The sequence below is a fragment of the Desulfoplanes sp. genome, from assembly GCF_054921335.1.
Window position 1 is genome coordinate 1 of the sequence record NZ_JBUDSQ010000009.1, and the last position, 13,222, is coordinate 13,222.

General features: G+C 57.6%; 13 protein-coding genes. 5 read left to right on the plus strand and 8 right to left on the minus strand.

What is annotated here, in order from left to right; all coding sequences use genetic code 11:
- Positions 1-51: 51 nt before the first annotated feature.
- Positions 52-669: a 4Fe-4S dicluster-binding protein gene (locus tag ACY692_RS03305; protein ID WP_462323913.1), complete on the minus strand. Its 618-nt coding sequence runs from the start codon at positions 667-669 to the stop codon at positions 52-54.
- A gap of 132 nt (positions 670-801) precedes the next feature.
- Between ACY692_RS03305 and ACY692_RS03310 the strand changes: the two genes are divergently transcribed.
- Together ACY692_RS03310 and ACY692_RS03315 are read left to right on the plus strand one after the other, a co-directional pair.
- Positions 802-951: a hypothetical protein gene (locus ACY692_RS03310; protein WP_462323914.1), complete on the plus strand. Its 150-nt coding sequence runs from the start codon at positions 802-804 to the stop codon at positions 949-951.
- An 18-nt stretch (positions 952-969) separates the two neighbouring features.
- A complete protein-coding gene (locus tag ACY692_RS03315; RefSeq protein WP_462323915.1) occupies positions 970-1,560 on the plus strand; it encodes a four helix bundle suffix domain-containing protein in 591 nt (196 codons plus the stop codon).
- Between the two features lie 96 nt (positions 1,561-1,656).
- Here ACY692_RS03315 and ACY692_RS03320 read toward each other — a convergent pair whose 3' ends face one another.
- On the minus strand, positions 1,657-3,789 hold the full coding sequence (locus ACY692_RS03320) for a Tex family protein (protein WP_462323916.1): 2,133 nt from the start codon (positions 3,787-3,789) through the stop codon (positions 1,657-1,659).
- A 171-nt stretch (positions 3,790-3,960) separates the two neighbouring features.
- Here ACY692_RS03320 and ACY692_RS03325 point away from each other — a divergent pair, with 171 nt between their 5' ends.
- On the plus strand, positions 3,961-4,668 hold the full coding sequence (locus tag ACY692_RS03325) for a FadR/GntR family transcriptional regulator (protein ID WP_462323917.1): 708 nt from the start codon (positions 3,961-3,963) through the stop codon (positions 4,666-4,668).
- A gap of 106 nt (positions 4,669-4,774) precedes the next feature.
- A complete protein-coding gene (locus tag ACY692_RS03330) occupies positions 4,775-5,572 on the plus strand; it encodes a sulfite exporter TauE/SafE family protein (RefSeq protein ID WP_462323918.1) in 798 nt (265 codons plus the stop codon).
- 23 nt (positions 5,573-5,595) lie between these two features.
- On the opposite strand, the gene ACY692_RS03335 is transcribed toward ACY692_RS03330, so the two are convergent.
- Positions 5,596-6,444: a rhodanese-like domain-containing protein gene (locus ACY692_RS03335; protein WP_462323919.1), complete on the minus strand. Its 849-nt coding sequence runs from the start codon at positions 6,442-6,444 to the stop codon at positions 5,596-5,598.
- 106 nt (positions 6,445-6,550) lie between these two features.
- Positions 6,551-6,733 (minus strand): ferredoxin, encoded by a 183-nt coding sequence (locus tag ACY692_RS03340; protein ID WP_462323920.1) that lies wholly within the window; start codon positions 6,731-6,733, stop codon positions 6,551-6,553.
- A gap of 222 nt (positions 6,734-6,955) precedes the next feature.
- Between ACY692_RS03340 and ACY692_RS03345 the strand changes: the two genes are divergently transcribed.
- Positions 6,956-7,195 (plus strand): hypothetical protein, encoded by a 240-nt coding sequence (locus ACY692_RS03345; protein ID WP_462323921.1) that lies wholly within the window; start codon positions 6,956-6,958, stop codon positions 7,193-7,195.
- Between the two features lie 296 nt (positions 7,196-7,491).
- On the opposite strand, the gene ACY692_RS03350 is transcribed toward ACY692_RS03345, so the two are convergent.
- The 4 genes from ACY692_RS03350 to ACY692_RS03365 form a co-directional block, all read right to left on the minus strand.
- On the minus strand, positions 7,492-8,334 hold the full coding sequence (locus ACY692_RS03350) for an MBL fold metallo-hydrolase (protein WP_462323922.1): 843 nt from the start codon (positions 8,332-8,334) through the stop codon (positions 7,492-7,494).
- 168 nt (positions 8,335-8,502) lie between these two features.
- Positions 8,503-10,326 carry an anaerobic ribonucleoside-triphosphate reductase gene (gene nrdD / locus ACY692_RS03355; protein ID WP_462323923.1) on the minus strand — a complete coding sequence of 608 codons (1,824 nt, stop codon included), beginning with the start codon at positions 10,324-10,326 and terminating at the stop codon, positions 8,503-8,505.
- Positions 10,327-10,328: 2 nt separating this feature from the next.
- A complete protein-coding gene (locus ACY692_RS03360; RefSeq protein WP_462323924.1) occupies positions 10,329-10,997 on the minus strand; it encodes a radical SAM protein in 669 nt (222 codons plus the stop codon).
- 68 nt (positions 10,998-11,065) lie between these two features.
- The gene (locus ACY692_RS03365; protein WP_462323925.1) at positions 11,066-13,123 is read right to left on the minus strand and encodes a ribonucleoside triphosphate reductase; all 2,058 of its coding nucleotides are present in this window, start codon (positions 13,121-13,123) and stop codon (positions 11,066-11,068) included.
- Positions 13,124-13,222 lie beyond the last annotated feature (99 nt).

Below are 13,222 nucleotides of genomic sequence, written 5' to 3' on the forward strand. Positions count from 1 at the left end.
CGTCGGCGCTCCCAGGCTTTGCAAATACGAAGAATTAGGATTTACTGTGTACTAGAACAAAGGAGCTGCTTTTTTCTCCATGATCGTCCCCAGATTCCGCCCGTGAGAATAGTTTTCCATGACGAACCGCACGGTTTTCGCCAGGATCTGGAGCGCCTCTTCCCGGGAAAAGACGCCGGACATTTCCTGCCCCAGCCGGGGACGCCTCCCCAGTTTTCCCCCGACAACAATACGAAAACCGCTGGACACGGATACAAGGGCGGACTGATCGCAGACGCGCAGGCACCTGCCGCAGCCAAGGCACAGGCCCCCGGTTATGCGGACCACGTCCCCGTCAGGGGAAATGGCCTGATCCGGACACGCCCGGACACATTTGCCGCACCCGATGCATAACTCCGGCTGAACCGAAGGGTACTCGGCCGCAATGAATCCGATATCCACGATATGGGGCCTGGAGCAACCGTTGGCGCAGGCTGCGATGCTTGCCCTGAACCGGTGGTGGTGGCCGATTTTACCTTTGACATTGTTGTGCAAAAATTCCGGCCAGCCGGAGATTTCGATGGTCCGGGTCACTTCTTGGGCGAATCCGAGGGAAAACTCCAGGCCGTTTGGGCAGCCGTCGGGTTGGGTGCCGCGGCAGGCAATGACGTCGTGGGTGAGTTGGGGCATGAGGGGTACCAGGGGTTGGGGGTGACTGTATTGACCTGATTGACCGGATTGACCTTGTTGACGGTGGATCGTGGGTTGATGCAAGGGGAGGTCGTGGTACGACACCTTCATTTTGGCAGGAGAAGATGTTTCATGGGCGAGCTGTTCGACAAACATGGCGGGTTCCGCAGGCTGCATTCTTTCACGCTGGCGACGATCATTCAGATCGAGACACTGCGGTTCTGCCGACGGTTTCTTACCTACGACGGGCGGCAGGCCGCAACCAAGATTTATGATCCCTAGGGACATCTCTACGACCAGATGACCCAGGCCGCCCGGAGTGGGCGGCAGAACATCATCGAGGGGTCCGAACGTGCGGCAACCTCCAAAGACACCGAGATGAAACTCACCGATGTGGCCCGGGCAAGTCTCGGGGAACTCCGGGGTGACTTCGGGATCATGATCCTCGAACGGAACCAGCTCCCCTGGTCGGTGCGTTCGCCCGAAGCAAAGGCCGTCAGCAGTGTTTCCCTTGACCAACCATGCTTCAAGGACGATATGGTCCGCGAATCGGCCAGGCATGCCCTGAAGCAGCGGTGCAAATACGCCCGATGGCTCGATGCCGATGACCTGGTGATCCCGGCCAATGCCATGCTCATCATAATCGGCAGGGCCATGAAAATGCTCAAACGCCAGATTGAAACCCAGGGCAAAACCTTCGAGCAAACCGGCGGGTTCCAGGAACGGCTGACAGCCAACCGCCTGGAAGCACGTGACAAGGACATGCCGCCTTCGCCGGCTTGCCCGCTGTGCGGCAACCCCATGCGCCGAAGAACCTCAGCGAGAGGGCCCTTCTGGGGGTGTTCGGCCCACCCCGACTGCAAGGGAATCCGGCCGATCGAGGAGAAATGACCGAATTGACCTGATTGACGACAAGCCCTCCGCCGTCAATCCGGTCAACAAGGTCAACCAGGTCACCCCACAAAGCCGTCAATCAGGTCAATCCGGTCATCCCCCCGCCTTCATCGACAACGCAATCCTCTTCCGGGCGACATCCACTTCCAGCACCACTACTTCCACCTGCTGCCCCACTTTTACAATGTCGGCCGGGTCCTTCACGTACGTATCAGCCAGTTGGCTGATATGCACAAGGCCGTCCTGGTGCACGCCCACGTCCACGAATGCGCCGAACCTGGTCACGTTGGTGACGATGCCCGGCAGACGCATACCCGGTTCCAGATCCTTGATGGCGGCCACATTGTCGGCAAAGGCAAAGGGCTTGAACGCCGACCGGGGGTCACGGCCGGGCTTTTTGAGTTCCTGCATGATATCCCGCAGGGTGGGCAACCCCACCTTATCGGTGACATAGTTCTCAATCAGGATCTTCTCCTGCAATTCCCCGGAGCCCATGAGATCCACAACACTGCAGCCAAGATCACCGGCCATTTTTTCAACGACGGCATAGCTCTCCGGATGCACGGCCGAACCGTCCAGGGGGTGTTTGCCCCCACGGATGCGTAGAAACCCGGCAGCCTGCTCAAAGGCCTTGGGGCCGAGACGCTTGACCTTCAAGAGCTGTTTTCTGGTCGTGAAGGGGCCGTGCTCATCCCGGTAGGCCAGGATGTTTGCCGCCAAAGTGGGTCCCAGACCGGACACAAAGGCCAGAAGCTCTCTACTGGCGGTGTTCACCTCCACGCCGACCTGGTTGACACAGGAAACCACCACCGCTTCCAGGCTTTTTTTCAGCTCTGTCTGATCCACGTCATGCTGGTACTGGCCGACACCTATGGCCTTGGGATCGATCTTGACCAGCTCGGCCAGGGGATCCATGAGTCTTCGCGCGATGGACACGGCTCCCCGGACGGTGACGTCATGATCAGGGAACTCCTCACGGGCCACCTCCGAGGCCGAATAGACCGAGGCCCCGGACTCGTTCACCATGACCACGTCCACATCCGATCCCAGATCCAGGGAACGGACAAAGGACTCGGTTTCCCGTCCGGCCGTGCCGTTACCGATGGCCACGGCCTGAATCCGGTACGTAGCACACAGGGTGGTCACCCGCTCGGCAGCCTGGGTCCGCTGCTTTTCCCCAAGGGTCGGAAAGATGGTTCCGTAATGGACAAGACCGCCCTGTTCGTCCAGGCAGACCAGCTTGGCCCCGGTCCTGAATCCGGGATCGAGCCCCATGACCCTTTTTGCCCCAAGGGGAGCGGCCATGAGGAGTTCCCGCAGATTTTCCGCAAACACCCGGATGGCTTCCTGGTCCGCCCGTTGCTTGAGCTCACCGCGCAGTTCCGTTTCCATGGACGGGGCCAGCAGCCGCTTGTAGGCATCGCGTGCAGCCTGTTCCATCTGTCTGCCTGACGGGGTGTTGTTCTTCACCGCATGCGGGATGACGAGTCCCAGGCCCCGGGCCTCCTCAGGCAGTACATGGAGGCCCAGAACCCCCTCGCGCTCCCCCCGGAACATGGCCAGGATCCGATGGCTCGGTGCTCGAGACGCCTGTTCCGACCATTCGAAATAATCCTTGAACTTGATCCCGTCCTCTTCCCTGCCCTTCTTCACCCTGGCGGCGATACCTGCCTGCCGGGCAAACAAGGTCCGCAAGCCCTTGCGGAGGCCCCCATCCTCGCTCACAACCTCGGCCAGAATATGCCGGGCTCCTTCAAGGGCCTGGGCGGTATCGGCAACGCCCTTGTCCCTGTCCACATAGGGTCTTGCCCAATCCTCCACATTTCCGGGTCGCTGGCCTGCCAGCATATCGGCCAGGGGACCCAACCCTTTTTCCCGGGCCATGGTGGCCTTGGTCCGCCTTTTGGGACGGTACGGCAGATAGAGGTCCTCGAGCACGGTCAGATTCGCCGCCGCCAGGATCGATCTTTTGAGCCCACCAGTCAGCAGCTCCCGCTCCTCGAGGGAAGAAAGGATCGCCTCGCGTCGCTGATCCAGCTGGACCAACCGGGCCAGACCATCCCTGATCGCGGCAATGGCCACCTCATCCAGCGATCCGGTCCTTTCCTTGCGGTACCGGGCAATGAACGGAACGGTTGCCCCCCCGTCCAACAGCCCGGCAACCGTTTCCACCCGTTCCGCACCAAGCCCCATCTCCCGGGCCAGCCTCGAATATCTTTCTTCCACATGCACCTTCCCGTATCAGATTGCACCCAACATGGTTTTCTCCGCGCTCCTGCGTCTTTGCGCAAAAAAAAATAAAAAACAGCCCCCCATCAACCAGAATCAATCCTGATAATGCATTGACACCTCCCCCGCAAACCCATATTGGTCCAACCAATGAGAGAAAAAAAGACGATGCCCCAGCCGGAACCGGCGGACAATGGGCCCAAGAAGTTGTACACCGAGATTGTCGACCGGATCAGGACCATGATCACGGAGGACGAACTCGGGCCGGGAGACCGGTTGCCCGCGGAACGGAAACTGGCCCACAGCTTCGGTGTCTCACGCAATTCCGTGCGGGAGGCCATCAAGCAGCTTGAAGAGGGCGGGATTCTGGAAAGCAGGATCGGGGCCGGGACCTATGTGGCGGCCCATGACAAGGCGACCCTGGTCCGGGCCTTGGCCAGGGAACTGGAGCGGGGCAAAATCAGGATCAGGGAAATCTTTGAGATCAGGACCATACTCGAACCCCAGATTGCGGGATTGGCTGCAGCCAAAATCACCGGCCCCTGCCTCAAAAAACTGCAAAAAATCGTTGACAAACAGCAAAATGCCATCGGCGATACCAAAAAATTCACCATATTGGACACCCGCTTCCATACCCTGCTGGTGCAGGCTGCAGATAACCATGTCCTGGAACAGGTCATGGTCACCCTGCGCAGCATCCTCGGGGAGAGCCGATCAGCCCCCCTCATGACCACGGCCAGGCAGACAATTTCCATCAGGGGGCACCGAGCCATCATCACGGCCCTTGAGAACCGGGACGGACACGGCGCGATCACGGCCATGCTCGAACACATCCGCGACATCGAAAAACCCGATCGGCCTTCCACTACACCATAACCCACTCACCGGAAGTCCTGGCGGAGACATCGTTCATATTCCCCGCCATTACCGGAGAATTTCTCGGACACCTTCCGTTTGCCACCTTCAACACCAAGGAACTCCCATGTTCACAGCCCTTGTTATGTATCTGCTCACCGGTGCCTTTGCCGGATTTCTGGCCGGTCTCCTGGGGATCGGCGGCGGCCTGGTCATCGTACCCATGCTCACCTTCATGTTCACCAGCCAGGGACTCCCCCACGAGCATATCCTGCACCTGGCCCTGGGAACCTCGCTGACGAGCATCCTGTTCACGTCCCTGTCCAGCCTGCACGCCCACAACAAACGGGGAGCCGTGGTATGGTCTGTGGTCCTGCGGATCACTCCCGGGATTATCGCGGGTACGCTGTTCGGCACCTGGATAGCTGCCCAGCTTTCGACCGGTTTTTTGAAAATCTTCTTCTCATGTTTTCTCTATTATGTCGGGTTCCAGATGCTCCTGGGCATCCGCCCCCAACCCAAACGGGGGCTTCCGGGTACAACCGGCATAACCACTGCGGGGGGGATCATCGGTATTTTTTCCAGCCTTGTGGGCATCGGTGGGGGAACCCTTTCCGTGCCCTTTCTGACCTGGTGCAACACCCCCATGCACAAGGCCATCGGCACATCTGCGGCCATCGGTTTCCCCATCGCTCTGGCCGGGGCGACCGGATACATGATCAACGGACTCATGGCCGAGGGGCTGCCTGCCGACTGTTTCGGTTTCATCCATCTGACCGCCCTGGGAACCATTGTCCTGGCCAGCGTGGCCATGGCCCCGCTCGGGGCGAAGACGGCCCACAGTCTGCCCGTCTCCAAGCTTAAAAAATGCTTTGCCGTGCTCCTCTTCGTCCTGGCCACGAGGATGGTCTGGAGTCTGTTCTAGGAGGACGGGTAGACCCGGTCTTGTTAGACTCCGGGGCAGTCCTCAAAAAAACGGGACACCACCCGGACATGCCCCTTTTCCTGCTCCGCAAGCAGTCGGAAAAAGGACGCGGCCTGGGGATCGCCGGCCATACGGGTCAGATGTCTGTACAGATCATAGGCCGTGTTTTCGATGACCAGGGCGGCCTCGGCAAAATCCAGGCAGGCCAAACCGCCCGCCTGGTCGAGCCGCGTTGCCCACTGGTCAAAGGTCTCTCCTCCCTCGAGGACGTCCCCTCCCAGAGAAGCGAACAGATCCTCGAAAGATCCGGACGGCTTTGGGCGGATGTGTCGTTCCCAATAGACGTACAATGCTTGGGCATGTTTTTTTTCCAGATCGACGAGCCGTTCCAGCCGGGAAATGAACCGGGCCACGGGAAAACGTTCCCGGAATAGGGAATAGAATCTGAAGGCCCCCTTTTCCATGTCCATGGCCCGGACAACGATCGTGTCCAAGGATGCATCCATATCCACGGCATCCAGTCGAGGAAGACCGACCAACCCCGTTCCCCCATACCCGCCAAATCCACCCACCAGATTGTAGATTCCCTTGAAACCGATACCGGTGCCGCGGAGCAGATTGGCCGCGGCCTTGGACCGGGCTCCGCTGCGACAATACAATAAGAAATCCTGATCGACACCGAATTCATCCAGCCGTTCCTCTATCTCCCCCAGAGGGATCAACACCGCGCCAGGAATATGACCGGCCTGATACTCTCCCGGTTGCCGGACATCCACGATTTCATATTCCCCTTCCCTGCGGGCCCCTATCAACCCTTCCAATTCTTCAGGAAAAATGTCCTTGACCACAATCTGCTCATTCTCATCGCCCATATGCCCTCCTGCAGTGCGATTATCAGGGGCAATGCCCAATACGACAAAAGGGTCAAGAGCCGACAAGGCTTTTGACCCTTTTGTGTTCCAAAGATGTAAGGCGTCCCTACTCCTTGGAGATGGCCTCCACCGGACAACTGTCTATGGCTTCTTCTACGCATTCCAAAGAGGAATCAGGATCAATGACCACAGCCTTTTCCCCTTCATCATCCATTTTGAAAACCTCCGGGCACAGCTCCACACAGGTTTCACATCCCAGACATTCATCTACATCAATAACGATCGCCATAATAGTACCTCCGTATGTGATTGGATTCATCTTCCCCATATAATGTTCAACCGGGTTTGGCAATTGTTCGTAAAAATTTTCTTTGCACCTGTCGGTGGGGCCGACGGGTTGGCTGGAATCCACAGGGGCCCCACCCAACCCCCTTTTTTGTCTTGATTTTTCCATCAAGCATAGATTATCCAAACGGTTCCGTCACATGTTTTCAACCCAAGGAGTCCCAGCATGGCATCCGTTGTCGAGATCAAGGATACAAACACCCTCTTTCGGGTCAGCAAAAATCCCAATGGAACCATCCTGGTCGACTGTCAGGGAGAGATCACCTGTATAGAAACCTTTCCCGACGGGAGTGCCCTGGCCACTTTCTGTCAAGAGCACCGTATCGATCTGAATGCGTTCTTTACCCAACTGGCGACGTGGGACAGGTCCGTTGCCGCCCAGTTCGCCAAGGGGATCTACAGATAGGCCCCCTTGCCAACTCCCGCGCATTGATTATTTTTAGACTATGACGAGGGTACACGTGCCTCCGGACCGAAGGAAAAACGAACACCAAAAAGTTGAAAGAGTCCGCAGGTCGGGCTGACACGTAGACAAAAGATTGTTTCTCCCCACCGGATCACGGTACCCTGGTCATTCCAGACAGGTTCTCCCCCATCCTCCAACTCGGGGAATGGAGTGGGCTCCCTATAAAAAAGGCTGATCCATACACGGACCAGCCTTTTCTCATTTTTGGAATATCCAATCATGGGAGCATGGAATATTCACTCCAGCTCCCACTGCATATCCTGGGCAACGGCAAAACAATCGATCGGACTCCCCTGGTCCGCAAGGATCTGCCGGCATTCCCGGACAATCGTCTCTATCTCATCATCCATCCTGTCCTGATTGTGGTGGAAAAGGCCCAACCGATCCACGCCCGCGTCCATTGCCAGCCGGACCGCGTCCACATACCTGGAATGCCCCCAGGTCCTGGTCTGCTCATAATCTTTTTCGGTGTATTCACCATCATGCACAAGGAGATCCGCTCCCCGACAGAACTCCACGAAGGCCGCATAAGAGGAACCGTTCGCATAGGTCTCATCCAGTTCGTTGTCCGTGAGAAAGACAAAAGAGCGTCCCTGCTCGGTGATCCTGAACCCCAGTCCCTGGTTCGGGTGGTTCAGGGGGATGGTCGAGATGTGGAGTTCGCCAAGATCGAGTTCCGGGGTATGGCACGCTACCGTTGAAATCTGGGCGCTGATATCCCGCGCCGGAACGGGGAAATGGGGTGGGGCCATGACATGGAAGAGTTTTTCCTGAACGTCCCCCTGTACCTTGGGCCATCCATACAGGGTCATTCTGGTCGATGCCCTGTACAATGGTCTGAAAAAGGGAAACCCGAGCACGTGGTCCCAGTGGAAATGGGTCATGACCAGGGCGAGTTCCTGTCGCCCTTCCTCCATGATCCGCATACCCAAGCGCCGCATTCCCGTCCCACAATCGATGATCAGGCATACTCCCCTGCGGTCCCTGACCTCGATACACGGGGAATCTCCCCCGAATTTTTGATAATTTTTTCCGGAAACCGGAATGGACCCCCTGGCTCCCCAACATCGGATCAGCATGCAGACCTCGTTTCCCTGTGATCGTTGCCTGCCTCAGCAGGTATCCTACCTTCTAGCATGACATGAGTGCATACCTGTTTTTTCCGCTGCTATCCAGTCCATTTTTGCCCTTTTTTGCATACCGGAAGGACCCGTTTCTCCAGGTCGTCTCTCAAGGGGGTCCGGCACTCAATGGAACCTGACCCAAGAGGCACCGGACAACGTGCAACATCTCGACAACGCCGCCGCCAGAGAAGATTGCGGTCTTTGTGGGGGCAGGCAAAGATCCATGACCGCCCCGCCGGAAAACAGCGGTAGCAGCCTGGATTGATGATCGACCACGGTCTCAAGATCCAATCCGTGGTCCTTGGGCAGTCCCATCCCATTGGTATAGTGGGGATACCCACTGTTCGAAAAAGCGATTCCCGAATACAAATCCCTGTCGATTGCCGCCAGCCGGGTACTGGGTTTTTCGTCCAGGACACCGGCCAGCGTATAGGTATTTCCTGTCTCTGCGGTGAACCCCGCAACGATACGGCCAAGACGCTCAAGCACCTTGGTCATGAGAACGGTCCCCTCTGGGGACGCTATTCCCCTAGACAGTAGATTCAAACAGGCCTCGTGTCCGCCGACCACGGACATTGTGCTGCAATGATTCCCAAAGCCATGCTCCAGATAGTATCCGGAATAGGGGTACATGTTTCTGGCCATATAGTTGGAAAGAATTTTGCGTTTGAACTCCAAGGCCTGTTTGGCATATTCGGCATATTCTTCGATCAGGTTCAAAAAATCCGTTTCGCCCCCGGCAAGAAAGGCGAGCTTGGGGAGGTTCAGGGATACAACTCCCACAGAACCGGTCCTTTCCCCCGCGCCATAAGGAATCCCGCACAGCCGTCCGTCGGAAGGGCCCTGCGTTGGGACCCTTGTTCCGGTCAGACGGAGGTGAACGCACCGTCCATTGCGTATGAGCCGTTCGATCCCCTCCCCCTGCACACTCTCCCACTGGAACCCCGGACCAATGTCAAAAAAAATGGCCGGCGACCGGTATGCCTGGCCCAGATGGTCCCCCGCAAGAAGCACATCGGTCAGGGCCCGCGTGATCATCGCGGCCTCTTGAACATATTCGGCATAGGTCCCGGCGTGGGGAGCACGGGAAAAACGGACCGGAGTTTTTTGCAACCATCCCGGCATCTCTCCATCGAACCCAAGGGCACAGGGTAATGCCGGCCCATTGGCACACAGGGAACTGTCCAGCCCCAAAACAAAATTTTCCACCACATGGCCGACCCCTTGTTCGTCCAGTCCCTCCCAGCGAACCAGCGGGGCCAACAGCGTGTCCACATGACTGAACGTCTGGGCGGCTGCCCATTCGCCCTGCATGGCCGTCAAAAAGGCAACCATCCGGCAGAAAGCCGAATCAAGATGGGTTGCGGGGGGATGGGCGGTCACCCCCTTGAACCCGCACCCCCTTCCGAGGAGGGTATTGAGATCCCATCCCGCACAATACCCGGCCATTCCAAAGGAGAGGTCGTGGATATGCAGATACCCGTTATCGTGGGCCAAGCGGATCTCTTCGGGATATTGCTCCAAGGCATACCTTTGGCGCACCGATCCCGCGAGGGCCTCGGAAAACGCCTGGAAAGAGGGGGGGATCGAAAGATCCCGGTTGTGGGCATCCCCCCTTTTCACAAAGGTGCCGGACGTGTCCCTCCCCTCCAGGAACGCCTGGTCCTGACTGCGGACACCACGCCGGCTCTCGCGGTAGAGGATATATTTTCTGGCTACCGAATAGAGCCGTTCCTCCATGAGTACCTGCTCGACCATATCCTGGACGTCTTCCTGCTCGGGCACGGACACGTCCTCAAACTGCCGCTCGACCCTGGAGGCCAGCCTGTTGGCAAGCATGGAGTCCTTGATCCCACTGGCCCATAATGATTTGAAGATGGCCTTGGCGATCCGGTCCACGGACCAGGTTTCCACCCTGCCATCACGTTTTTGGAATTTTTCCGGCATGGTTACAAGGGGGATGAGGGTTGCTCGTCATCAAAACTATTTGGCATGCCTACGGGGTCGGCCTCCGGAGGAACGATATAGTCCTGGAGCGTGAGCTCACATCCCGCAGGGAGGTACGAACGGGCCGTGAGGATATCCTCGTCCGTAAGAATGGGCACCTGGGTGCATCTAAAATAGAACCGCTCCGGCTGTTCCGTCGCCATACCGAAAATGGCGCCGAGGCTCTCACGAGCCCCGCTTGCCGTTACCCTGCCGCCGGTCAGTTCCGGATACTTGGCCCACGGCCCCTTGACATCGACAGCAAAGCAATCGACCAGCCCATCGTCCAGGAAACCACGTACGAGATCGGGACGCATTCCGTTCGTGTCCATCTTGACGGGCAGTCCAATGCCCTTGAGATCCATGAGTACCCCGGCGATGCCGGGGACGATCGAGGCCTCTCCTCCGGAAACGACAATCCCGTCCAGCCATGCCCTCCGTTTGACCAGGTCGCTCATGGTCCCCTTGAGGGGCAGCTCTGGCAGTGACTGGGGCCGCCAGGCAATGGACTGATTGTGGCAAGTAGGGCACCGCAGATTGCATCCCCCAAAAAAGAGCACGGAACACACACGCTCCGGCCAGTCGCATAGACTGACCGGGGCGATACCTCGCAACATTTGCCAACCGTTCATGATACACCGCCTTCTTTACAGCATTCCCATCGATCGAATGGGACCAGGGTCCCGTACGCCGGTCGGTACTAGGCTATCTTGTAGGTAACCCTGTCCCGGTACTCGGCGGCCTTGCCCTTGTTGAACTTGGTCACCGGTCTGTAGAAACCGGTCACCCGCGTGTAGACCTCGCAATCCGCTCCACACTCCGGACAGACAAAGTGCTCTCCGGACAGATACCCGTGCTCCTGACAAATACTGAAGGTCGGGGTGACGGAGATATACGGGATCTTCGTCTTGCCCATGGCCCGGATGATCAGTTTTTTGAGTGCCTGGAGATCCTTGACGTTTTCACCAAGGTAGCAGTGGAAAACCGTCCCGCCGGTGTACAGGGTCTGGAGCCGGTTCTGGTGTTCCAGGGCCTCGAAGACATCCGGGGTGGCATCCACGGGCAGATTCGTGCTGTTGGTGTAGTAGGGATCCTCCCCTCCCGAAACGATGATCCGGTCCCCGTAGGTCGACCGGTCGATCTTGGCCAGCCGGTAGCAGGTCCCTTCGGCCGGAGTGGCCTCCAGATTGTACAGATTGCCTGTCTCTTCCTGGAAGCGGGTCATGAGCCCACGCAGATGATTGAGGGCCCTCTGCATCAGTTCCCCGCCCCGGTCGGTGTTGATCCCTTTGTCGATGAGATTCAGACAGGCCTCGTGGCCACCGACCAGTCCGATGGTCGAGAAGTGGTTCTTGAACCCCTGTTTGAGATACCTCTGTGTAAAGGGGTAGAACCCGCGTTCCAAAAAGGAAGAGATGGTCTTGCGCTTGAGTTCCAGGGCCTCACTGGCCAATTCGGCATGTTCGGTGATCAGATCCAGGAATTCGTCCTCGGTCCGGGCCAGGAAGGCATATTTGGGCAGGTTCAGGGTGACCACACCGATGGAACCGGTCATGTCGCCCGAACCAAATAGTCCCCCGGTCTTCTTGCGTAGTTCACGCAGGTCCATCTGCAGTCTGCAGCACATGGATCTGACGTCCTCGGGGGAGATATCCGAATTGATGAAGTTCTGAAAATAGGGGGCCCCGTACTTGGCGGTCACTTGCAGAAGGAGTTCCCCGACCTCGCTCTCCCACGGAAAATCAGGGGTCACGTTGTAGGTGGGGATGGGATAGGAAAAGATTTTTCCATAGGAATCCCCCTCGAGCATGACCTCCAAAAAGGCCTTGTTGAACAGGTCCTGACCGGCCTGGAAGTCTTTGTACGTGTGGCTTTCGTGATACTTCCCACCGATGACCACCGGTTCGTCGGCCATGGATTTGGGACAGTGCAGATCCAGGGTAAAGTTGGTGAATGGACTCTGTCCGCCCCACCTGGAGGTGGTGTTCAGATTAAAAATAAATTTCTGCATCTCCTGCTTGACCTGCTCGTAGGAAAGGCCGTCCAACTCGATATACGGAGCGAGCAGGGTATCGATGTTGTTGAAGGCCTGGGCCCCGGCCCATTCGTTCTGCAGCGTTCCCAAGAAGTTGACCATCTGCATCAAAGCCGAATCCAGATGTTTGGGGGGTTTGCTGGAACAGAATCCCGCCGCGTTGAACCCTTCGAGCAGCAAATCCTTGAGGGACCACCCGGCGCAATACCCGGCCAGGCCAAAGGAGAGGTCATGGATATGGAAGTATCCATTGCGATGGGCCTGCCTGATGTGTTCCGGAAAGGCCTCCAGGGCGTACCGCGCCTGAACGGAGCCCGAAGTATGCAGAATGAGCCCCTGGAAAGAGTGGGAGACATTGGAATTTTCCTTGGACCGCCAGTCGAACTCCTGGACATAGCCGTCAATGGTGTCGCGCACAAAATCGGCCTCGGCCTCCCTGGCCCGTCGGCGGCTGTCACGGTACAGGATGTACGACTTGACCACCCTGGGCAGATTCTGCTGCACCAGCACCTGCTCCACCCGGTCCTGGACATCCTCGATATGCGGACAATCGTCCCCGTCGAGCAATTGCTCCACTTTTTTGGACAATCGCCTGGCCAGCAATACGTCGTTGATTTTCTGGGCCTTGAGGGCCTTGTGGATGGCTGACTGGATTTTTGATAAATCCCATTCGGCGATGGAGCCGTCACGTTTTATAATATGCTTGGTCTGGATTCCGGGCACGGTGCTTCCCCTTTGCTGGTTGGACCCAAAACACCCTTGAACACTCTGCGCACAAGGCCACACCTGTCCTTCAATCTCATGGATAGGCAAGTGTGCCCC